General features: G+C 60.3%; 18 protein-coding genes. 7 read left to right on the forward strand and 11 right to left on the reverse strand.

Annotated elements, in window-relative coordinates:
* The first annotated feature begins 219 nt into the window (after nt 1–219).
* Nucleotides 220–2397, forward strand: a complete 2178-nt coding sequence (locus WX88_RS02115; protein WP_046242618.1) for a bifunctional alpha,alpha-trehalose-phosphate synthase (UDP-forming)/trehalose-phosphatase — start codon at nt 220–222, stop codon at nt 2395–2397.
* A 157-nt stretch (nt 2398–2554) separates the two neighbouring features.
* Here WX88_RS02115 and WX88_RS02120 read toward each other — a convergent pair whose 3' ends face one another.
* Complete coding sequence (locus WX88_RS02120) at nt 2555–3469, reverse strand: helix-turn-helix transcriptional regulator (RefSeq protein WP_046242619.1); 915 nt, start codon at nt 3467–3469, stop codon at nt 2555–2557.
* A gap of 359 nt (nt 3470–3828) precedes the next feature.
* Here WX88_RS02120 and WX88_RS02125 point away from each other — a divergent pair, with 359 nt between their 5' ends.
* Nucleotides 3829–4053 carry a hypothetical protein gene (locus tag WX88_RS02125; protein ID WP_046243069.1) on the forward strand — a complete coding sequence of 75 codons (225 nt, stop codon included), beginning with the start codon at nt 3829–3831 and terminating at the stop codon, nt 4051–4053.
* A gap of 15 nt (nt 4054–4068) precedes the next feature.
* Nucleotides 4069–4761 (forward strand): head GIN domain-containing protein, encoded by a 693-nt coding sequence (locus WX88_RS02130; RefSeq protein WP_046242620.1) that lies wholly within the window; start codon nt 4069–4071, stop codon nt 4759–4761.
* A 148-nt stretch (nt 4762–4909) separates the two neighbouring features.
* Here the strand turns inward: WX88_RS02130 and WX88_RS02135 are convergent, their stop codons facing one another.
* From WX88_RS02135 to surE, 10 genes are all read right to left on the reverse strand, one after another.
* A complete protein-coding gene (locus tag WX88_RS02135; protein WP_046242621.1) occupies nt 4910–6727 on the reverse strand; it encodes a glycoside hydrolase family 15 protein in 1818 nt (605 codons plus the stop codon).
* A gap of 139 nt (nt 6728–6866) precedes the next feature.
* Nucleotides 6867–7661, reverse strand: a complete 795-nt coding sequence (locus tag WX88_RS30680; RefSeq protein ID WP_197076641.1) for a rhodanese-like domain-containing protein — start codon at nt 7659–7661, stop codon at nt 6867–6869.
* Between the two features lie 210 nt (nt 7662–7871).
* Nucleotides 7872–9989 carry an NAD-dependent DNA ligase LigA gene (gene ligA, locus WX88_RS02145; protein WP_046242622.1) on the reverse strand — a complete coding sequence of 706 codons (2118 nt, stop codon included), beginning with the start codon at nt 9987–9989 and terminating at the stop codon, nt 7872–7874.
* Nucleotides 9990–10248: 259 nt separating this feature from the next.
* Nucleotides 10249–10857: a DUF4920 domain-containing protein gene (locus WX88_RS02150; RefSeq protein WP_082115789.1), complete on the reverse strand. Its 609-nt coding sequence runs from the start codon at nt 10855–10857 to the stop codon at nt 10249–10251.
* A 207-nt stretch (nt 10858–11064) separates the two neighbouring features.
* On the reverse strand, nt 11065–11628 hold the full coding sequence (locus tag WX88_RS02155) for a hypothetical protein (protein WP_156175906.1): 564 nt from the start codon (nt 11626–11628) through the stop codon (nt 11065–11067).
* Nucleotides 11629–11836: 208 nt separating this feature from the next.
* Complete coding sequence (locus tag WX88_RS02160) at nt 11837–12571, reverse strand: hypothetical protein (protein WP_046242624.1); 735 nt, start codon at nt 12569–12571, stop codon at nt 11837–11839.
* Nucleotides 12572–12600: 29 nt separating this feature from the next.
* On the reverse strand, nt 12601–14346 hold the full coding sequence (locus WX88_RS02165) for a S8 family serine peptidase (protein ID WP_046242625.1): 1746 nt from the start codon (nt 14344–14346) through the stop codon (nt 12601–12603).
* A gap of 76 nt (nt 14347–14422) precedes the next feature.
* On the reverse strand, nt 14423–15877 hold the full coding sequence (locus tag WX88_RS02170; protein ID WP_082115791.1) for a M20/M25/M40 family metallo-hydrolase: 1455 nt from the start codon (nt 15875–15877) through the stop codon (nt 14423–14425).
* Between the two features lie 319 nt (nt 15878–16196).
* Nucleotides 16197–16805 (reverse strand): phosphoglycerate mutase family protein, encoded by a 609-nt coding sequence (locus WX88_RS02175; protein WP_046242626.1) that lies wholly within the window; start codon nt 16803–16805, stop codon nt 16197–16199.
* 883 nt (nt 16806–17688) lie between these two features.
* Entirely contained in the window at nt 17689–18543 is an 855-nt protein-coding gene (surE, locus tag WX88_RS02180) for a 5'/3'-nucleotidase SurE (protein WP_046242627.1), read from the reverse strand.
* Between the two features lie 176 nt (nt 18544–18719).
* On the opposite strand from surE, the gene WX88_RS02185 reads away from it, so the two are divergent.
* From WX88_RS02185 to WX88_RS02200, 4 genes are all read left to right on the forward strand, one after another.
* Nucleotides 18720–20456, forward strand: a complete 1737-nt coding sequence (locus tag WX88_RS02185; RefSeq protein ID WP_231590606.1) for a M14 family metallopeptidase — start codon at nt 18720–18722, stop codon at nt 20454–20456.
* A 64-nt stretch (nt 20457–20520) separates the two neighbouring features.
* Nucleotides 20521–21012, forward strand: a complete 492-nt coding sequence (locus WX88_RS02190) for a YdeI/OmpD-associated family protein (protein WP_046242629.1) — start codon at nt 20521–20523, stop codon at nt 21010–21012.
* A 194-nt stretch (nt 21013–21206) separates the two neighbouring features.
* Nucleotides 21207–22028, forward strand: coding sequence for a helix-turn-helix domain-containing protein (locus tag WX88_RS27090; protein ID WP_052732249.1), 822 nt, complete (start codon nt 21207–21209; stop codon nt 22026–22028).
* Nucleotides 22029–22190: 162 nt separating this feature from the next.
* Nucleotides 22191–22595 carry an ester cyclase gene (locus WX88_RS02200; RefSeq protein WP_046243074.1) on the forward strand — a complete coding sequence of 135 codons (405 nt, stop codon included), beginning with the start codon at nt 22191–22193 and terminating at the stop codon, nt 22593–22595.

A 22595-nucleotide genomic window follows, 5' to 3' on the forward strand; every position in this document is an offset into this window, starting at 1 on the left:
CCTGGCCAAAATTGGCCGGGACTTTTTATTGGCTGCCGTTCCAGCTTCAACCCTTGTGCTACCGGACTGAAAGCGACTCCATAAACTGGTCCTGTAAGTTGGAAAACGGCTTTTTTTCAGCGCTTATGCGTTGCTACCCGCCGCCTTCATCTTCGGTGAAAATCGACTGGATGAGCTTTTTTTCCGTAAACCCAGGGAAAATCATCCTTCTCACGAGCTATGTCAAGAACAATAATTGTCTCCAACCGCCTGCCTACTAAAGTCCAACGCACCGAAGAAACCCTCACTTTTCAGCCCAGCGAAGGCGGGCTGGCCACAGGGCTGGGCTCCATCTACCGGCAGGAGGGCAATGTATGGGTTGGCTGGCCCGGCCTGTTCGTGAACGATACCACTGAGGAGCAGTACGTGACCGAGCAGCTACAGGCCGACAGCATGGCCCCAGTGTTCTTGACCGAAGCCGAAATCCGCGACTTTTATGAGGGGTTCAGCAACTCCACGCTCTGGCCTACTTTCCACTACTTCACCCAGTTCGCCACCTACGAGCAAAGCCACTGGGAGGCCTACGTGGCCGTGAATGAGAAATTCTGCCAGGCAGTATTGGCGCTGGCCGGCCCCGACGACACCATCTGGGTGCATGACTACCAGCTGCTGCTGCTGCCCGAAATGCTGCGTCGAACCCGGCCCGAGGCCACCATCGGCTTTTTCCTGCACATCCCCTTCCCATCCTACGAATTGATTCGGGTGCTGCCCTGGTGCAATGAGCTGCTGCGGGGCATGTTGGGAGCCGACCTGATTGGCTTTCACACCTTTGGCTACATGCGTCATTTCCTCAGCGCCGTATCGCAGGTGCTAGGCCTGGCCGCCCAAAATGGGCAGATTGCAGTGGCACAACGCGCCGTGCGCGTCGATGCTTTCCCCATGGGCATTGATTACCAGCGCTACGCCAAAGCCGCCGACTCGGAAGCAGCCCGCCAGCACGAGGCTCTATACCGCGAGGTGCTGCGCGATACCCGCGTCATTCTCAGCATCGACCGGCTCGACTACACCAAAGGCATTGCTCAGCGTCTGCGGGCGTTTGAGCTGCTGTTGCAACGCTACCCGGAGTGGCGCGAACAGGTCAGCCTGATTATGCTGGTGGTGCCCTCGCGCGACCAGGTGGCCCAATACGCGGCTTTGAAGGAGGAAATCGACGAATTGGTGGGCCGCATCAATGCGCATTTCCGCACCATCAGCTGGAACCCCATTCATTATTTCTACCGCTCGCTGCCGCTGGAAGAGCTGGCCTCCCTGTATCGCCTGGCCGAGGTGGCGCTCGTTACGCCCATGCGCGATGGCATGAATCTGGTAGCCAAGGAGTTTGTTGCCAGCAAGGCCGACCAGAAGGGGGTGCTCATCCTCAGCGAGCGAGCCGGTGCCGCCCGCGAACTGTCCGATGCTCTCATCATCAACCCCACCGATATTAACCAGTTGGCGGAGGCCATGCACGACGCGCTGGTGATGCCCGAAGAAGAGCAGACGCAGCGCATGGCCGCCATGCAGACGCTGGTAAAGCGCTACAACGTGTTTTCCTGGACCAAGCTGTTTCTGAACCAGCTGACCTACACTAAGATGAAGCAGCAAACCTTGGCCACCGAAACCCTGGCTCCCGCTCCCACCAGCCAACTCATTGGGGCCTACCACGCGGCCGAGCAACGCCTACTACTGCTCGATTATGACGGCACGCTGGTGCCCTTCCACCCCAACCCTCAGCGGGCTCAGCCCGACCAGGAGCTGCTGCTGTTGCTACGCGCCCTCACCGATATTCCGCAAAACCGGGTGGTCATTATCAGCGGGCGCGACCGGACTACGCTGGAAAAATGGCTGGGGCACCTGCCTGTCGATTTCATTGCCGAGCATGGCGTGTGGCTGCGCGCGGCGGGCGAAGAATGGAGCTTGTTTCAGGCCCTGCGCAACGACTGGAAGCGCGAATTGCGTCCCGTGCTGGAGTTGTACGTGGCTCGCACCGCTGGCTCTTTTATCGAGGAAAAAGAGTACTCCCTGGTGTGGCACTACCGCCGCGCCGACGAGGAACTCGGCACCGTCCGTTCCCGCGAGTTACTTAACCACTTGTCCTTTATGACGTCCAACACTGACTTGCAAGTACTGGAGGGCAATAAGGTGTTGGAAATTAAAAATATTGGCATCAATAAGGGCACAGCTGCGGCCCGCTGGCTCAGCACCTACAGCCCCACCTTCACGCTGGCCCTGGGCGACGACCGCACCGACGAAGACACCTTCCGGGCCATGCCTCCCGAGGCGTATACCATTCGCGTAGGCTCGGCCCCGCATTCATCCGCCCGTTTCCACGTAGCCTCTCCCACCGATGTGCGGCAGCTCCTGCGCAAGCTACTTCCATAGCTTACTGTTCCGGAGCTGTACTCGGAAAGCACGCTTGGCGGGTGGGGTGCAGCCCCCACCCGCCAACCAAGGTGGAAATCCAAAATACGTGCGGCTGGATTGCTCTCCCGACCGGGCCGGTTAGCCCAAAAACGCAGCTAATTGCAGCCAGCTACTGCTACCCGCGCAATTGGGTGGGGCTTACGCCAAATTTCTTTTTAAAGGCCGAACTGAAGTGCTGCACCGAAGAATAGCCCAGTTCAAAAGCTAGCTCGCTGGCCGTTTTTTGGCGCTCCTGCAGCTGGGCTTTGGCGTCGGCCAGCCGCTGCTCGCTGAGGTAGCCAAAAACGGTGTGGCCGAACAGTTCCTTGAAGCCTTTCTTCAACTTGAACTCATTGAGCCCAGCCACGCGCGCTAACTCCAATAGGCTGGGCGGCAGGGCGCGGTGCTCAATGAGGTAGTCGCGAGCGAAGAGCAGCCGCTCCCGGTCGTAGTCGGTGCGCACGTAGCGATGCTGCGGCTGGCTTTGCTGCTCGATGGCATAAGCTTGCAAGGCTACCAGTTCGAGGGCTTTAGAGTAGAGGAACAGCTTCTTCAGCGGCCCGGTAAAACGGCAGCCCAGCACCTCGCGGATGGCCGTGTGCAAGGAGAGGGTGAGCGGCAGCCCACACGGACTGAGCACCAGCTCCTGCCCCTGAAGTACAGCGGCGCAGAAGCGGCGCAATGGCTCGGTGGCCTGCTGGGCCAACATTAGAAAAGCGGGCTTACTAAACTGTAGGCTGAATGTTTCCGACTCTAGCTCCTCGTGGCGGATGAGGCCGTCGAACCCTGGGGAATAGAACAGGTTGTGCTCCGAGCTGGCCAGGTGGACCACAGTGCCTGCTTGGTCATTTTCAAGGATGGTGCGGCCGCGAAGGTTGAAGCGCAGGTGCACCGCTTCCCGTTCGGTGCGCCACTCGGCCGCGAAAGGCTCGTGGTAACGCCAGCGGGCATAGTCCATACGGATACCTTCTATACCCCAGTGCGCCATATAGCCCTTACCAGTGGGGGCTTCTAGTTGCTGTGCCTGCTCCACTAACTCGGTTGTAGACAAGTTCCTGCTCCAGGAGCTGTTCGGGTGCGGAAGAGAATGGTCCTCGTCAACATTACTCATTTCTACAGACCTGAAGAGAGTGGATTAAGGAAAAAGAAAGGCTGTTTCTAGACCTCGGCGTGCGCTGACGGTGGGGCGACAGGGCAGAAAACGGTCAAGGACTCTGCAAAAGTCGGTCTTGCCAGTTCGGCGCGTTTACAAAAAAAGGCGTTCAGCTTACAGCTCCGGGATTTTTGCTGGGTTGTTTGGAAGTGGCTCCCGCAGGTATACATAAGCCTCCCGGAACTGTAATTGAACAGGGATTGGCCGGCCGGAATTTTACATCGGCTCTGGCACTCTTCGTCATCGGCCGCTTGCTTATGGCTGATATTGAAGTATTCCGAACCAACGTAGCTACCCGTCGCAAGGCTACTGCGCTGTTGCACAACCTGCAAGCGCATTTCCCAACCTACCGCATCACCTTCGACCTCACCGACTGTGACCGGGTGCTGCGAGTAGAAAGCCCCGAAGGCCTGCCCGATGCCCACGCCGTGGCCGCGCTGCTACAGGCCCACGGCTGCGCTTGTTCGCCCTTGCCCGATTAAGTCGTTTTCCTCTTTATGTTTTCTTTCAAACAACTCCGCCAGCTTATGCAACTCCAAGGCAATGGCACCCTCGCGGTGCGAACTACGCCGGTTAGTTCCTTCACCCGCCTGCACTTGAGCGTGCACGGCACGGTAGAACTGCGCCATGGCAACGAAGAAAAAGTCGTCATCGAAACCGATGACAACCTACTCGACCATGTGGGCGTGACCAATGCCGGCGCGACCTTGTATGTGACCACCGAAAACAAGCTGCTCCGGCCAACCTACTCTCAGCTCCGGGTGGTAGTGTATCTGCGGCAGTTGCAATACCTCAACATTGCCAGCCAAGGCTCTGTTGTGTGTCCTGAACCACTGCGGGCCATTGAGCCGCTCGACATTCGAATCCAGTCGAATGGCGATACCCAGCTGCTGCTCCAGGCCGACGTGCTCAACCTGCACTGCGCTTGTGTGGGCACCGTGCTGGTGGCCGGCACGGCCGGACAAGTGCTAGTCAACAATAAGTCGCAAGGTGAGCTGGACTTTCGTGACCTGGCGGCCCAACACCTCAAACTGGTCAACATGGGAGTTGGCAACGTGCGGGTGTGCGCCGAACAAACCATTCGCATTCAGCACCGCGGGGTCGGCTTCGTGCACTACACTGGCCCGGCCCGATTGCTGGAGGTTCGTCAGCAGGGAGTGGGCGAAGTCAAATATGTCGAACAGCTATAACCAGCCCGGAAAACCAGTCACTGACCTACTACACGCTATACCAGAATTCAGTCCGGTCCTAGTTTGCGAGCGAGGTGAAATATTATCCCTAAAGCTCAGGCCGGGCTATCCGGAGGAAGCCGTGTACTCCAAAAAGAGCGGCCGAGCTTCAGACAAAGTTGGGCTTGTCGAGCTTTTTGGTGATTCGATAGGCGGCGTTCATGAGGCCAACGTGGCTGTAGGCCTGCGGGAAGTTGCCCCACTGCGAGCCGGTTTTGGCGTCTACATCCTCCGAAAGCAGGCCCAGGTGATTTGTATAGCGGGCGAGGTGCTCGAACTCCCGGATGGCATCCTCGGTGCGGCCGACGACCGTCAGGGCCTCCACGTACCAGAAGGAGCAGATGAGAAACGTGGTTTCGGGAGTACCAAAATCGTCGGCGTGGCGGTAGCGGTAGAATAGGCCTTCGGGCGTTTTCAACTCTTTTTCCAGGGCCTCGAGGTGGCGGCGGGCCCGCTCAGAATTGGGGTCGAGGTAGCCCATCAGGATGAGCTGCAAGGTGCTGGCATCGAGATGGGGCGAGCCCACGGCGTTGGTGTAGGCACCTAGCTCGGAGCTGTAGCACTGCTCGATGCGGCGGGCGGCTTCCTCGTTGAGCTGCGTGGCCAGAGCCTCCATTTCGGTATTGCCCAGGGCGCGGGCCACTTTGCGTGCCGCGTGGCTGCCAGCCCAGTGAAACAGGTAGGTGTAGCAGTGGTGCTGAGCCAGGTTGCGGAACTCCCAAAGACCGGCATCGGGCATGTCCATGGTGGTCTGAATCAGGTTCAGCGCTTCGTAAATCAGCTTTTCCGGGTTAGTCCGCTCGGGGTTAATGAAGCGCTGGTCCACATACAGGGGCAGCAGGGCCACCAGCACTTGGCCGTACACGTCGTTCTGCACGTGGGTGTAGGCGTCGTTGCCGATGCGCACGGGCTGGTTGCCCATGTAGCCCTCCAAATCCAGCTCCTGCTCCACCAGCTCCGAGGCCCCACTGATACCATAAAGCGGCTGATACTTGCCCTTTATCTTGGTCGAAATATTGGCGATGTAATGAAAATACCGCTCCATCTCCTCGAAGTGACCAATGTTATTGAAGGCCGTGAGGATGTAGTAGGTATCGCGCATCCAGCAGTAGCGGTAGTCCCAGTTGCGGGTGCTGCCGGGGGCCTCGGGCAGGCTCGTGGTGCTAGCCGCGATGATGGCCCCGGTGTCTTCATACTGGTGCACCTTTAGGGCCAGAGCTGAGCGAATGACCTGGTCCTGATAGAAATCCCCGATGCTCATGTTTTTAACCCAGCGGCGCCAGTAGTCAATCGTGCTGCGCAAAAACCGCTCGGCCGTGCTTTCCAATGGTGCTTCCAGGGGCGCGCCGTAAGTGAGCACCATGTATTTGGTCTCATTCAGGGCAAAGTCCTCCCCTTCGAGCACGTAGGTGAGCGGAATGTTGGTGGTGAGACGGATTTCCTCTTCCAGGCCCAGATAGGCAATGTGGTTGGAGCTACGGCGGCGGCTCAGAATTTTGCTGCCGTACTCCCCCACGGGGTCGCAGGTCACGCGCACCCGCGGCGCGCCCACCAGCGGCTCCAGCTTACGAATAAACATCAGCGGCTTGTAGTATCGGTCGTATTGCGCGAAGCGCGGCGCGAAATCCGTGACACGGTAGCTGCCGTCATCCGTCGTTATTTCGGTGCACAGCACATTGGTATTATCCAGGTAATACTGGTGCGAGCTTACCTCCTCGTCCACGGCTGGCCGGACGCTACATTCACCGCCCTTCTGCTTGTCGAGCAAACTCCCAAACACAAAGCTGCTGTCGAAGCGCGGCCAGCATAGCCAGGATACGGAGGTGTCTTTTTTGATGAGGGCAAGAAAGGCGCAATTGCCAATCAGGCCCATATCGTAGGTGTGTTTTGTGAGATTAGGCGGTGGCAGCAGAGGTTCGGCAGTCATATTACGAAGTAGTGAGGCGCAGCCCGAACGGTGGCAATACCGACGGGTATGTACTAAAAAGACCCGGCAGCCATCTGCCAGGTCTTCGTAGAAATACGCCAGAATGCGGCCGGGGTTTCTTCGCCGCCGGGGCCGAAGCCTATTTTGCGCCGGCCGCTTTCAGGGCTTCGTACTCGCCGGCGTTGGTTACGTTGGCAATGCCATGCTGCCGCATTAGCGCGGCAGCTTGCCCGCTACGGTTGCCGGAGGCACAATACAGCACGTAGCGGCCCTGAGGATTGAGCTTATCAAGCTGCTGAACAAAATCAGCCGCCCGGAAACTCAGGTTCTGAGCGGCATTCAAATGGCCAGCTGTGTACTCATCGGGCGTACGCACATCGAGCACCGTCACTTGCGGGTCGGTAAGCAGCTTGATGGCAGTGGCAACATCCACAGCCGGCATAGGAGGCAACGCCGCCAAGGCGCCAGTGCCGGCCGTCGAGGCGCTAAGGCCAGCCGGCGGGGCGGCTGGGGGAGCGGGCACTTGGTGCGCCACTACTATCAACGGATAGTCGCCCTTCATTCCGCTGTAGATGGTAACCTCAAAATCAGAGTCTTGGTACCGCATTGCCTCGCAGTTCGGGCAGGTTACCGGCTGCGCCGTGAGCTTGCGGCTTTTCAGCTCGCTGCGAAGCTGGCGCACGCAGTTGGCCTGAGTTGTTTTCAGTACCACGTCCTGGCCGGGGCGCTGCGCCCGCATCGAGAGCCGGGCCGCGGGCACCGCGCTTCCCTCCGCCGGGGCCAGCGTCCAGAATACCTCACGCGAACCCGCTGTTGGCCCATTATAAGTCCATTCAGACGTGAGGCGCGAGGTCACAACCTGGGGCGTAGTCAGAGCGTTAGGCTCTGCCCCGAGGGCCAGCAATTCGTCCAGGGCCAAGCACTGGGCACGCACTGAAGGCGGCGCTAGGCATTGCCAAACCAGTAATAACAGAAGCGGAAAGATTCTCATAACAGAAAAGGCCGAGCTAAGTTTTCAATGTTTCGGTTGATAGACCAAGGTCTAGCTAAGCTAATCGTCTATCCTCCATTGGAAAAACGCGCATATTTCTACTTTTAGTACACCACGGCTGAGATTTCGCCCCTGGTCAACCTGCTTCAAGGTTCAAAATAACGAACCCTGTTGGCCCGCCTCTGTTCCGCCGGCTGGTTCCGTTGGGGCCTCGGGAGCCAGGAGGTCAGTTGCTGGGGCGTCTTCTGGGTTGGGCAGCAGAGCCATCAGCTCTGTTTCCGAAATAATGGGCACCTTGAAACCCAAGGCTTTTTCGCGCTTGGCGGGTCCCATATTGTCGCCGGCCACGAGGTAGCTCAGCTTTTTGCTAATAGAACCCGTGATTTTGCCCCCGTTGGAGGTGATGAGCTGCTGCAGTTCCTCGCGGCTATGCTGCTCAAAAACCCCGGAAATAACGAAGGTGAGGCCGGCCAGGCGGTCGGAGGCGGGCAGGGGAGCCTCGCCCGTCACGGCCAGTTGCACGCCGGCCTGGCGCAGACGCTCAATCAGGTCGCTGTTTTCGGGCTGCTGAAACCAGTGGGCCGCGGCCACTGCAATCACGCCGCCAACCTCGGGCACGGCGGCCATTTTTTCGGCCGAAGCTGCCACCAGCGCGTCGATGCTGCGGTAGTGCGCGGCCAGCTTCTGGGCCACGGTTTCGCCCACGTAGCGGATGCCCAGGCCAAATAGCACGCGCGGAAACGGCACCTGCTTGCTGGCTTCAATGCCGGCAAGCAGGTTGTCGATGCTCTTTTGGCCGAGGCGTTCCAGCGTCACCAGCTCGGGGCGGCGGGCAGGCAGGTCGTAAATGTCGGCGGGCGTGGTCACGAGGCCGAGGTCGAAGAAGCGGCCCACGGTTTCGGCACCCAAGCCATCAATATTCAGCGCTCTGCGGCTCACGTAATGTTCGAGCCGGGCCTTGAGCTGGGGCGGACAGGCCCGCTCGTTGGGGCAGCGGAAATGAGCCTCGCCCTCGGGACGCACCAGCGGGGTTCCGCAGGCCGGGCACTCGGTGGGGTACTCAATCGGCACCGCTTCGACGGCGCGGGCGCTCAGGTCCACCCCCGTGATTTTGGGGATGATTTCGCCACCCTTTTCCACGTACACCATGTCGCCCAGGCGCAAGTCGAGCAGGCCTATCTGATTGGCATTGTGCAGGGTAGCGCGCTTTACCACGGTACCGGCCAGCGGCACGGGCGTGAGCATGGCCACCGGCGTCACGGCTCCGGTGCGGCCCACGTTGTAAACAACTTCGTTGAGGCGGGTGCGGGCAGCTTCGGCTGGGTACTTGTAGGCAATAGCCCAGCGCGGGCTTTTGGCGGTGAAGCCCAACTGGTCCTGCTGGCGCAGGTCATCCACCTTGATGACGATGCCATCGGTCGCCACGGGCAACTCAAACCTTTTTTTAGCCCAATAATGCACGAAGTCCAAGACTTCGGCTAGGCTTCCGGCGCGGCGCCACGTGTCCGATACTGGCAAGCCGTAGCGGCTCAGGGCTTCGAGGGCGGCGCTGTGGCTGGTAAAGTGCCGGCCCGGCGTGAGCAGCGAGTAGGCATAGAAGCGCAGCTTGCGGGCCGCCACCTGGCTGGAGTTTTGGAGCTTGAGCGTGCCGCTCGCGGCATTGCGCGGGTTGGCCAGCAGGGCTTCGCCGTTTTGCTCGCGCTCGGCATTCAGCTCGGCAAAAACCGGCAGCGGCATAAATACCTCGCCGCGCACCTCGAAGTCCTGGGGCTGGTCGGGGCCAGGGCGCAGCGCCAGCGGCAGAGACTTAATCGTGCGGATGTTGGCCGTCACCACGTCGCCGCGGTTGCCGTCGCCGCGGGTCACGCCCTGTACCAGCTCGCCATGCTCGTAGCTGAGGCTCATGGCCACACCGTCGAACTTCAGCTCGCACACGTAGCTGTAGGGGGCACCTTCGAGGCCGCGTTGCACCCGCTCGTCGAACTCCCGCAGGTCGTCTTCGGAATAGGTATTGCCCAGGCTGAGCATGGGGTAGCGGTGCACGGCCGTGGGAAACTGCTTGGTAATGGTGCCGCCCACCCGGCGCGTGGGCGAGTTGGGCTGGGCCAAATCGGGGTGCTCGGTTTCCAGCTGCTGCAACTCGGCCAGCAGCTGGTCAAACTCCTGGTCCGATACTTCGGAAATATCGAGCTGGTAGTACTGATGATTGAGGTGGTGCAGCCGCTCGGTGAGGGCCTGGATGCGTTGCTGAACAGCGGGAGTATCGGGCATGGAGTGGTATTCGGTATTGCGTAGCCGGTGGTCCGGCTGCCTGATTTTAACCTTCAGCAGCGGCTCGGCATCCCAGGGCCCGCCTGCTTTTAACTAAAGGCTTGAAACTTGGACTGCAAGCTACGTCTGCAATGGAAAACGAACTCTATAACAGAAAAGGCCACCTCTTCGGGTGGCCTTTTCATCATCTTCACAACCAGCAGCTAACCCCTGAAAAACCAAAAGCAGCGGGGCCGATTGTGCCATATTAACTTTCTGCTTAATCCTGCACTAAAACACCATCGGCCAGAAAAGTGAGCTGCTGCTCGTCTTGGGTGATGGCGGCCACCTCCTGGTCAGATTTGCCGGCGTCCTTGGCGTAGTGCTGCAAGTCAGCCTTGGGCACCGTGCTGCGGTGAGCCCAGCCGCTCACCACCACGTTGTGGCCGCTGAGGTCCTTGGGCACGAAAAAGGCGTAGTCCTTGAAGCGGACCCGCATCTGCTTGCCATCGGCGGTGGGTAGGGTCATCCAGCAGCCGCGGGCCTGGCACACGGCCGAGGCCTTGCCCACCAGCTTCACCTGGGCCGAGTCGCGGGAGCCCAGCGCGACGGGCAGGGCCGTCATGGGCAGGGCGCCTTCGGGGCTGATGGCCGCGCCGTAGGTCTGGCCCGGCGTAGCGGGGCGCACGCTGGCGCTGGGACCTTCTTCTCCTTCCTCCTCTTCCACGTTGCCTTCGGTGCTCGGGCCGGGCGGCACGTCAGCCCCGTGGCCATTTACTTCTTTTTGAGGGCCCACTGGCAGCACAGGATTGATGGGGGCCGAGGGGAAGAAACGCACCAGTAGTAGAATGGCGACGAGTACGATAACGAAGGAAACAAAGAATTTCATTGCTCAGAAATGGGGGTTAGCGCTCAAATTTAGGAAAGAACAGGACGTTTTGGACGGGCAAAACTACTAAGGCTTACAAAGTGCCCGTCCAGAAACAAACGTACGAAGAACGGTCCTGCCGGGTGCCGCGCCGCATCCCACGGCAGCTAGCAGCTCAATTATTGAGCGAAACGAGCGAGGCGGTGCACCTTATTCGGTCCATAAATTTTACTGACTAATAACCACAGCTTTGGCCAGCTTGCGCACATACGTCAGGCGACGCTCGGCGCCACCCGCACCAGTGTAGTCGAAGCCCACGGTGCCGGGGTCTTCGCGTAGGGCCGACCAGGTTTGGGAGTCCATTTCGGCGGGCTGCTCGCTGCCGGTGGGCACGGCCGGCTCACTGAAGTGGCGGTCCGCAAAAAAGTTGTTCATGCCTTGCAGGATGGCAATTTCCTGGTCGCGCACGCTGGCAGCCTGGGGGTCGTTGAGCAGCTTGCCGGTAAGCAGGCTACGGGCCGGTATCACCTCGTGGCGCAGAGTATCGCCGGTGCTGCTGGTCACGATGAGGTGGGCTTGAGCATTGAGCACGCGGGGACCGCGCAACTGCAAGATAAAATTGTCCCGCGTTTTGGGGTCCGAAAACGGATGGGTCCTGCTCACGGTGTTGAGCACGGTTTTGTTGCTGAGGCGGCTGCGGCTGCCAGCCGGGGGCGGCGTATAGGTGGCGCGCGGGTCGGTATTGGAATTGCTGACTTCCCGCTCCGTACTCACGCAGGAAGCGAATTGCAAGGCAAGCCCGGCACTAGCTAGAAGAATACTAGTGGTTCTGAGCGTAAAAATTTTCATTATAGTGTAAAGCGGCACGAAATAGAATCGGGTAGACGAAGATAAACCGGGAAAGCTAGCCGTTATAGTCGACCAGCACTAGTAGTAGCCCGACAATGGGGATTTTACGGGAAATACTCGGTAATAGGTTTACAATAATGTCAATTAAAAATCAAAACAAACCTATTTCCAGCCCCAATATCCAGCGGGGCAGCTCGGGCCAGGCCGCATAGCCTTTCCCGAAGGCCGAAGACTGCCGGTAGCGTGCCGTGAGAGCGTAGCGGTCGATGCCCAAACGGGCTCCGACTCCGCCCGTCCAGCGGCGCAGGTACGGCAGGCCACGCTCAACGGTTTCTACCGAGCTAATGCCGGGGCCGGGGTCGTCCTCGGTGGTATGGTTGGTGGCAGCCACCCGGCCGCCGCCAACCAGCAGGTCGAGGTAGCGGCCTACGGCATTGCCCCGGCGCCCGGCGTTCAGGCGGACGCTCAGCTCGGAATACAGTTGGTGCAGGCCCAGGCTTTCGCGGCGGTGCAAGTCAGGACTAGGCACTATTTTCTGGCCGTTTTGCGCCAGGCCGTAGCGCAGGTAGGTATATCCCAAGTCGAAGTTGAGCGCCAGGGTTTGGGTGAGTCGAAATTTGAGGCGTCCGCCGCCGCGCAGCTCCGCCGAATGGGTGCCATAGCGCACGCCGGCTCCGCTACCAGCCGGCCCCGCCACTAGCCCATAGCCCACGTATAAATGGCCAAAATAGCGGCGGTTAGGTCCAAACGTGGTTTTAACGGTATCATCGGCTACGTTGGCCTGTACCAGCACCTGCTGCGCCTGGGCAGCCCGGCTGCTACCCGCCACCACCAAGACTACTACCACCAGCCAGACTATTTTGGAGGGCAGCCGGTTCGCACGCATGCAACCCATAATACACGGGGATAACATCGTCATTCCGAATAGGTAGCAGTGTAACCCTTGAAGTGAACTCGCAACACGTTGCCGCTGTGCAACAGGCGGCGCGGCACCTGCACCACCAAGCGCTGAGTCACGGCGCGGGTTTCGTAGCGGCGCAGTACGGCGCGGCGGTCGGCCAAGTTCCAGTAGAGGTAGGCCGGATAGTGAGGGTCGGGCAGCGGGGCGGGCGGGGTGCTGTCTGGCGGCACGGGCTGTTCGCGGCCCACGGGCGGCGTAGGGACATCGGCCGGGTTTTTGGGGTCGGGTACCACGGTCGACGCGGGTAGCATCACCTCGCTTTCGTCGGCCATGAGTGGCAGCACCTCGGCCGGCCGCAACGCTGCCTCGGGCCGGATGATAACCGCAACCAAGGTATCGTGAGGTACGAAATCGAAGGTAGGCGCCGACGTGGGTGGGCGTTGCGGCATGGTAAAGTGGTGGTAGCGCGGCCGGCCGTAGCCGTGCGCATAATCGAAATAAGGGTACAGCTCGGCTGATTTTTCCAGCGCCCGAAATAGTTGCATGGCCGTGAGCTTGCGGTTTTGCTGCCACATACACGCCGCGAAACCCGCCACCAGTGGCGACGAAAACGACGTTCCTTCCAGCCGCTCGTAGCTGGTGGGCGTGGTGGTGAGCACGATGCCAAAAGCGGCCAGGTTGGGCTTGGGCCGGCGGTCGGCCGTGGGGCCGAAGGAGCTGAAATCGACGTGCAAACCTGTCTCGGGGTCGAGGCCGCCGATGGCCAGTACGGAGTCGGCATCGGCCGGCGTACCAATGCGCACCCAATCGTTGTCGCCGTCGTTGCCGGCAGCGCTTACTACCAGAATGCCTTTGCGAGCCGCCAGGTTGGCCGCTCGCGAAATGAGGCTGCGGTGGCCATCCATCTGTTCGGGAAAGTAGCGCTGCTCGGTGTAGGCCAATGACGAGTTGATGATGTCGGCCCCAAGGCGGTCGGCCCACTCCACTGCCGCCAGCCAGGCCTCTTCTTCGGCATACCGCTCGCGGCCCAACTGTTCGGTGCGGGCCAGTAGGTAGTCGGCCGACGGGGCCAGACCCAGGGCGGGTCCCGGCGTGCCACCCGGGCCGGTGGGCAGGCGGCCAGCCAGGCAGCCCAGCACCTCGGTGCCGTGGCTGCCACTGTGGTACACGTCGGCGCGGTTTTTCAGAAAGTCATGGGTCGCCACAATATGCTTGCTCGTCACCAGGTCCTGGAAAGCAGAATGCTCTAAAACCCCGCGAAAGCCCACGTCAAAGACGGCAATACGCAGGCCGCGGCCGTTAAGCCCCGCAGCGCGCAACGCCGGACCATCGAGGTGGGCCGTTTGGCGCCGGGCCAGCAAGTAGTCATTGGCCGAGATTGGTTTCGGAGAACTGGGCGGCGGAGCCGAAGAAACAACGGCAGCTTCGGCTACCGCGACATGGCGGGCAGGCCAGGGCTGCACCGACCGCACACCGGGCAACGCGCGCAGGGCTGCCGCTTGCTCGGCGGTGGCCCGACATGCTACCGCGTTGAACCAGCGGCTCACTAGCGTTACGGTATCTACGTGGGTCGTGATTTCGGTAAGATAATCGGCCCGTACTGGCAGGTCTGTCGCCTCGTAGGCCGGTAGGTGCTGGCGAGTGCGGCGGGCCTGGGCCGCAGGCGTGAAATAGCGCGCAGGATCGAAGCTAACGCCCTTTTTGTCGCGCAGTATCACCCAGTAGCGGCCCCGCTCCTGCGCCCGGGCAGCGGCTGGCACGAGCCAAAGCACGAATCCCAGGAAAAGACCGACACAGAACGTTTGCAAACCTTTTTTAAGAGCTAATGAATAGATTCTACAGGCCGTATTTGCTCAGCAGGTAAATCAGGGAAGCCATGCTGGCGCCGCCCAATTCCAACTCACGACGATTCACTTTATCGAATGTGTCGGCCGCGGTATGATGGATATCGAAGTAACGTTGCGAGTCGCAGTCGTAGCCGATAAGAGCTTTGGGACGCACGGCGGCTTTCAGCGGCTCGATGTCGGTGCCGGAGTGGCCGACGCTAATCTCGGCCGCGTGGTAAGGTCGGAGCAGCGGCGCCCACCGCGCCACTTTGGCCACCACGGCGGGCTCGGCGTCCACATTGAAGCCGCGGGGCGTGAACCCTCCCCCATCCGACTCGATGGCGGCCACGTGCGTTTCCTGGTTCTGGGCGGCCAGCCGGGCGTATTCGTTGCCGCCGCGAGTGCCATTTTCCTCATTCATGAAGAGCACAGCCCGTACGGTGCGCTCGGGCTGGTAGCCGCTGGCGCGCAGCAGGCGCAGGGCTTCCATGCTCTGCACCACGCCGGTACCATCGTCATGGGCCCCTTGAGCGAGGTCCCAGGAGTCGAGGTGGCCGCCGACGGTGATGATTTCCTGCGGGAATTTGCTGCCCTTGATTTCCCCCACCACGTTGTAGCTTTTCTCGTCGGGCAGGGTCACGCACTCCATTTCCAGCTCAAACTGCAAGTCGGAGTTGGCTTTGAGCAGCTGGCTAAGCTGGTCGGCGGCGTTGGTACTGAGGGCGGCACCGGGCACTTTAGGCACGGTGGGGTCGTAGGCCATAGTGCCAGTGTGCGGGTTGTCGTCGTGGGCGCTGGTGAGCGAGCGCACCAAAGCGCCCACGGCCCCACGTTTGGCGGCCTCAATGGCACCGCTGCGACGCTGGTCACCGGCGCGGCCGTAAGCTGCGCCCGGATCAATTAAGGCATCATCAAAAGGACGATTGAAGAACACGAACTTGCCTTTCACTGCCGCTTCGGGCAGGTTTCTCACTTCGTCCAGGCTGTGTACTTCCACCACTCCAGCCTTGAGCTTGCCGCCAGTGCCCACCGAGCCACCCAACGCGCACACCGGCACCTTGATGCCCTTGTCCTTATTTCCCAGGATTTCGCCCCGCTCCTTGGCGCCCCGTACCCAGTGCGGCACCATTACCTCCTGCAGGTACACGCGGTCGAACCCGGCTTTTTCCATGGTGGCTTTGCCCCAGTCCACCGCCAGTTGGGCCTGGGGCGAGCCCGAAAGCCGCGCCCCGATGCTGCCAGTGAGGTAGCGCAGGTTTGCGTAGCTCTCGCCCCGTAGCAGGGCTTCATCGAAGATTTTGCGCAGGGCCAGCGAATCGGTGCGGTCAGCTGCCACCGGCGCGGCGGAGGCCGTCGTCGTAGGGGTAGGTTTGGGTTTCCGGCGAACCTGGGCTTGAGCGACGGACCCATCCAAAACCAGCAGAGCGCCAGCAAAAAGCAGGGATTTCTTAACGTGATAGTGCATACGGCTACAACCAAAAGGCGCCGGCAGGAAGTGCCGGCGCCAGGCGAAAGTACGGCTGAGCGATGGGAACAGATATTCAGCCCCGCATTTTAAATCGCCATTATTAGAAACAGCACGCAGGTCAATGACCCCTAACGGGCCCTGTAGCGCTCACGCTGCTAAAGCAGATGAACGGTTAAGTAAAGTAAGAACGTCCTATCGAGTTGGCCAAAGCATCTTTACATATAGAGCAGTCAAGCTTACTCTCACAAAGATGTTTGAACCAACTCACTAGGACGAACTGAGGACCGAAAAAGCTCCTATCTACTCTACTGCCAATCTACCGCATTTGTCCGCCTTGGCTGCCCGATTTGGCATCGGCGGAGGCTCGTCGTTCGGGACCGTAGCCGCGCACGCTTACAGTGGGCAAGGCGCCCTCCGAGATGTGCACAGTGAAGAGGTAATCATATTCATTATCAGCAATTTTATCAACTGGTGGGGTACCACCTAATGACTCGATGAGCGGCAGCAGAGTATTGGAATGCCCCACGATAACAACCGTCTTACCGACATATTCTTTGAGAATGCGTACCGCCAAGGCAGTAGTTTCTTTGGGGTCGTATACTTGCGGCTCCACGTTGGTAGCAGCGACCAGCGGGGCCAGGGTGGCCCGGGTGCGCTTGGTGTCAGTGGTGAACAGGGCGGCGGGGCGGCGGCGGGCCAGCAACTGGCTCAGGGCCTGCGCCCGCACCTGGCCCACGGGCGACAGCGCCGGGTCGGCGGGGTTGGCGGTGGTATCCTTCTCGGCGTGGCGCACGAGGTAAACGGTTGTTTCCGGGAGCTTGGCCTTGGTTTTAACGGGCTGCGCCTGAGCGTGGGCGGTAAAATTACTGGCGAAAGCGGCCAGCCCAGCTAACAGAAACAGCCGGAAGGGTACGCGTGCAGTCATAGCAAAAAGAGTTGGGAAACAGATAAAAATTTGGACCGGCAAGGTAAAACACAATCTGCAAAGTGCTGGTCAGGGCCGCCATTTGAGAGACTTTATGTCCACCTCAGCTACGCAAGCTGAATGTTGTGTTATTGTTCCGCCCTTCTTCTCTCGATTCTCCGCGCCATGCAGGCTCTGATTATTGCGGATAAAAAACTGCATCAGGAATTGCGCTAGTCTCTACTACAGGCTCAGCACCCAATGAATTCAACCTATACAGCGTTCGAAAAGCAGTATGTGAGCCACTAGTTCTGCTCAACCTTGGCCTGTCCAACGACGACGGCCTGGACCTGCTCAAAGAGGCCCGCATTGAGGAGAATATAGGCAGGTGATGACTCCGATTCCATCGACGTCCACATCAGGACCACGCGCAAACTACGGAACGGGTTGCAGTTCTTATATCATCATTTTTAAACAATTAATAATTAATAATTTGTTTCAAGTATTCTCAATCATTAAATCAAGCTTTTTTATGCAGCAGATACGGTCGGATGTTGCCAAATAATGGGAATTTATGGGCAACGTGAGCCACTAGTTGCTTGCGCCGGCCAGCCGTTCGTTTTCAGGCCTTCTTGCATAGGCCTGATTTACTTCGGGAAGTAATTGAAGCTTCCGTGCGTACCCTACTGAAAATCTTCATAGCTGGCCTGGTGCTGGTTGTAGTAGGCATCAAAGGCAGTAGCACGCACCGCCTGGCCGGGCTCCAATCTGACTGCCCTGCCCGTTGTGGTCCGCAAGGTCTCTTATGCCGCTAGTTGCCCAAAAGTGCGGCCCGTTCGAAGTCACTCATTAAAGAAAGCCCTGGTCATTTAGGACTTTCTTTAATGAAGAACAAGCGCAACGTTTAGCTCTGCGTGGCGGGGCCGTAGTCGCCAGATGGTACGGGCTGCGGTGGGGCTTGCACAGCTTCGGCTTCGGGCAGCGGCAGTTGCCACTTGGTGCTGAGGTGGGCGAGGCCGTAGGCGGCGGTGAGGTCGAACTGGCAGGGGACGATGGATACGTAGTTGTGGGCCAGGGCCCATTCGTCGGTATCGGTGCCGTGGTCGAGGTTCACGAACGAGCCAACAAGCCAGTAGTAGGGGCGCTGGTAGGGGTCGAAGCGCTGGTCAAATTCTTCCTGCCACTTAGCGCGGGCTTGGCGGCCCAGACGCAGGCCAGCAATGGGCGTGTCGGAGTTTTTGGGGATGTTCACGTTGAGGGCGGTGCCGGCGGGCACGCCATGGTCGAGGGCGTGGCGGCAGATTTGGGTTACCCACTCGGCCACGTGCGAGAAATCGGCCTGGGGGCCGTATTCGCAAAGCGAGAAACCAATGGCAGGCAGGCCTTCAATGGCAGCTTCAATGGCGGCCGACATGGTGCCTGAGTACAGCACGTTTACCGAAGCATTGGAGCCGTGGTTGATGCCGGACACGACGAGGTCGGGAGTGCGGTCTTTCAGGACGTAGTGCTTGGCGATTTTTACGCAGTCGGCGGGGGTGCCAGAACACTCGTAGGCCTTAATATCGGGACCAAAAACGGGGTTTTCGGTAAGACGCAGGGCATGCCCGATGGTGATGGCGTGCCCCATGCCCGACTGCGGCGAATCGGGGGCGACCACCACCACTTCGGCGCCCATGGCGTGCACGATTTCGACCAGGTTGCGGATACCGGGAGCGGTAATGCCGTCGTCGTTGGAGACGAGGATGAGAGGCTTTTTCAAGGGGGCGTGGAGATTGGTGTTGGGCAAAGGTAAGGCCGGACAAAACTCATCTTCTTTTCCCAGAAGTGATGTTTCCGCGCGGCGGCATCTCCTCCCTGGTAGGGTGAGGAGTTGCGTTCGACTGCCTTCCCTGACGTTCTTTTGCGGTCATGTTTGCCCTTCTTCTTGCTTCACTGATGACCCTCGCTCCCACCCCACCGCCGACCGTGGCCTGGCGCACGCCGTTTGAAAACGACCCCGCCGGCAACACCACGGCCACTTACGCCGAGTGCCTGACCTACTACCAGAAGCTGGCGGCTGCCTACCCCAACCAGCTGCACCTGGCCGCAGCCGGCCTGACTGACGCGGGCCTGCCGTTGCACGAGGTAGTACTGAGCGCCGATGGCGACGCCGACCCGGCCAGTACCCGGCAGAAGAACCGGCGCATTCTGTTCATCCAAAACGGCATTCACCCCGGCGAGCCGGAGGGCATTGATGCGAGCATGATGCTGGCCCGCGACCTGATGCAGCAGAAGTCGCTACACAAGCTGCTGGCGGGGGTGACGGTGGTCATCGTGCCGGTGTATAACATCGACGGGATGCTGAACCGCAACGGCACCACCCGCGTGAACCAGAACGGGCCGGTGGCCTACGGCTTCCGGGGCAACGCCCGCCACCTCGACTTGAACCGTGACTACATCAAGCAGGAGTCGCGCAATGCCCGCTCGTTTGCCCAGCTATTTCAAAAGTGGCAGCCCGATGTGTTCGTGGAAACGCATACCTCGAACGGGGCCGACTACCAGTACACCATGACGCTCATTGCCACCCAGCACAGCAAGCTGGCACCGGCGCTGGGCACGTACTTGCAGGGGCAGCTGCTGCCGGCGCTCTACAAGGGCATGGAGCAGAAAAAGTGGCCCATGGTGCCCTACGTAAACTTTGAGGGCCAGACGCCGGAGAGCGGCCTGCGAGCCTTTCTGGAAACGCCGCGCTACTCCACCGGCTACGCGGCGCTGTTCAACACCATTGGCTTCATGCCCGAAACGCACATGCTGAAGGCTTTCGCGCCCCGCGTGCATTCGACCTACGACTTCCTGAAAACCGTGCTGGAAACGGTGGGGCAGCAGTCGGCGGCCCTGGCGGCGGCCCGCGCCACGGCGGCAGTCGATATGGCCGCCCAAACAGCCTTCCCCCTCACTTGGGCTCTGGACGAGAGCCAGCACGTAACCGTGCAGTTCCGCGGGTACAAGGGGCGCACCAAGCCGAGTGAAGTAAGCGGCCAGCCCCGCCTCTACTACGACCGTACGGCGCCCTTCACGCGGCCGGTGGCTTACTTCAATACCTTCAAACCAACCTCTACGGCCAGGCGGCCCACGGCCTACATCATCCCCAAAGCCTGGGCCGAAGTCGTAGACCGGCTGCGCGGCAATGGGGCCACGCTGGAGCCGCTGACGCGCGCGGTGACCGTGCCGGTGGAAACCTATTATTTCGAAGATTTCAAGACCACGCCCAAGCCTTTTGAGGGTCATTACGTGCACAGCCAAGTACAGCTACGAACGGTGACCGAAACGGTGACCTACCACGAGGGCGACTTCGTGGTGTACCTCACCGGGGGCGCGCCCATCCGCTACCTGGTCGAGACGCTGGAGCCGCAGGCCACGGACTCCTTTTTCGCCTGGGGCTTCTTCGACAGCGTATTGCAGCAGAAGGAGCACTATTCCGACTACGTATTTGAGGACTTGGCCGCCGACCTGCTGCGGCGCGACCCCGCCCTGCGCCAGCGCCTGGAGAAGCTCAAGCAGGATAACCCCGCCTTTGCTGCCAACGGGGAAGCGCAGCTGGAATGGGTGTACCTGAATTCAGCCCACCACGAGCCGGGCCATAACCGCTACCCAGTGGGGCGCTGGCTGGGAACGGGGCGCGTGGGTGGATAGCGCTTTGGTTGATTCCTAGCTGTTTAATAGGCGCTTAACGCCGTTTGGGAAGTTACTTTGGGGCATGAAAACGTCTACATTCACCTTCCGGGCCGAACTAGTGACCGACGGCGACGCGCGCATGCAAACTCAGGTGGTGCCGGTGCCCCCCGACGTGGTAGCCGAGTTGGGTGGTCGGCCTAATCAGCGGGTCCTGGCCACCATCAACGGGCACTGCTTGCGGCGGGGGCTGCTGCCCCGGGCCGATGGCAGCCGCTACCTGCTACTGGGCAAGCTGGCTTGCCGCACCTACGGCTTTCGGGTGGGCGATGAGCTGACCATTGCCCTGACAGCCGACCCTAACCCCAACCAGGTAGACCTACCCGAAGAGCTGGCCGAGGGCCTTGAAGCCTGGCCCGAGGCCGGGGCCCAGTTCGCCCGGCTCACCCCCGGCAGACAGCGCAGCATCGCCTACCGCATTGATAGCGCCAAACGCCCCGAAACCCGCCTCCAGCGCACCATGCAGGAGCTGGAACAGCTGGCCCGCGACGGACAGCAGCCGGGAATAGTAGAATAACCACCTCATCGCAGCTGCTCAGCTGCACCACGGCGCGGATGGGGTCTCAGCAACAGTTTGAATTAGCTAGCCCGCCGGTGTGTGTAGAGACGCCAAGGGTGGCGTCTCTACACACACCGGCGGGCTAGCTCAAAACACTCTCTCAGAATTTAATTTTCAACGTGGCTGCCCTTTTTACTTCTCCCGCGTGGCCTTTGCTCGAGCTGTACCCCATTAACCATTGGGCGCAGCAGGCGCCGTTCGTCAGCGCGCCCCACGCCCACACTCATTACGAGGTATTTTATTTTGAGCAGGGCCACGGCACCCACTGTATTGATTTTGACGAATATCCCATCACCGACCACTCGGTGTTTCTGATTTCGCGGCAGCAGGTCCACTACATCACCGCGCCGCTCGGGGCACGCAACGTGGGGTGGGTCTTGTCGTTTGGACTGCCTTTTTTCGAGCGGCTCGACCCGGCGCTCACGCCGCTTTTTGGCTCCTTTGTGCAGGCGCCGGCTTATTCCCTGGCGGGCACTGGCCGCGAGCTGAACGCGGAGTGGTTTACCCGGCTGGCGCGGGAGCTGGCCACGCCCAGGCCCCAGGCTGGTTACGTGCTGGCGGCCCTTACCAACGTGCTGCTGGCGTACTTAAATGACCAGCCGGCGGCGGTGGGGGCTGCGCTGGGCAGCCCCGACTCCTACCAACGGCTCTATCATGCCTTCGCCGAGGCGCTGGAAGCTCACCTCGCCCGGCTGCATACTGTGGCCGGCTACGCGGCCCTGCTTGGGCTGCCGCCTAAGCAGCTCAACCGCCTCTGCCAGCGCATACGGGGGCAGTCGGCGCTGGCCACCATCCACGAGCGCCTGAACCTAGAGGCGCGCCGCCACTTGTTCCGGTCTGGGCAGTCGGTTAAGGAGATTGGCTATTCGCTTGGGTTCGCGGACCCGGCTTATTTCTCGGCGTTTTTCAAGCGCCTCAATGGGCAGTCGCCGGAGGCTTTCCGGACGGCCGTGGCCCAAATTCACCAGCGATAGGGCGGTTTACCCATCGTGGGGCGCGGGAGGCCGGGGGACCTTTGTCGGCATCTATCAAGCTGTTTTTCTTCAATGAAAAAACATACGTGGCTGCCGGCCGGCACGCTCCTACTTGGGGCGTCCGCCGCTCATTCTCAAACCTCCAAACCCCATACCTCCCGCATGAACTCAATCGAAACCAACCGCCAACTCGCCATCCGCTTCGTGGAGCTGATGGCGCAAAACCAAGTCGAGAAGTTCGGTGAAGTTGTCGCCGAAGACTACCGCCAGCACAACCCCATGGTGAAGCCCGGCCTGGCCGGCATCGTTGAGGGTGGCCGGTGGTTCCACAGCGTATTTCCCGACGTAAAAGTGCGCGTCGAGCAGGTGGTAGTGGAGGGCGACATGGTTGTGGGCCGTTTCACCTGGACCGGCACCCAGCGGGGCGAGTTCATGGGCATTGCCGCGACGGGCAAAACGGTGACCTGGGCCTCCATGGACCAGTGGCGGGTGGCCGATGGCAAGCTGGCCGAACACTGGGACGTGGTGGATTGGGCCGGCCTCACCCAACAGCTACAAGCCAAATAA

The sequence above is a fragment of the Hymenobacter terrenus genome (assembly GCF_000972495.1).
Classification (GTDB): domain Bacteria; phylum Bacteroidota; class Bacteroidia; order Cytophagales; family Hymenobacteraceae; genus Hymenobacter; species Hymenobacter terrenus.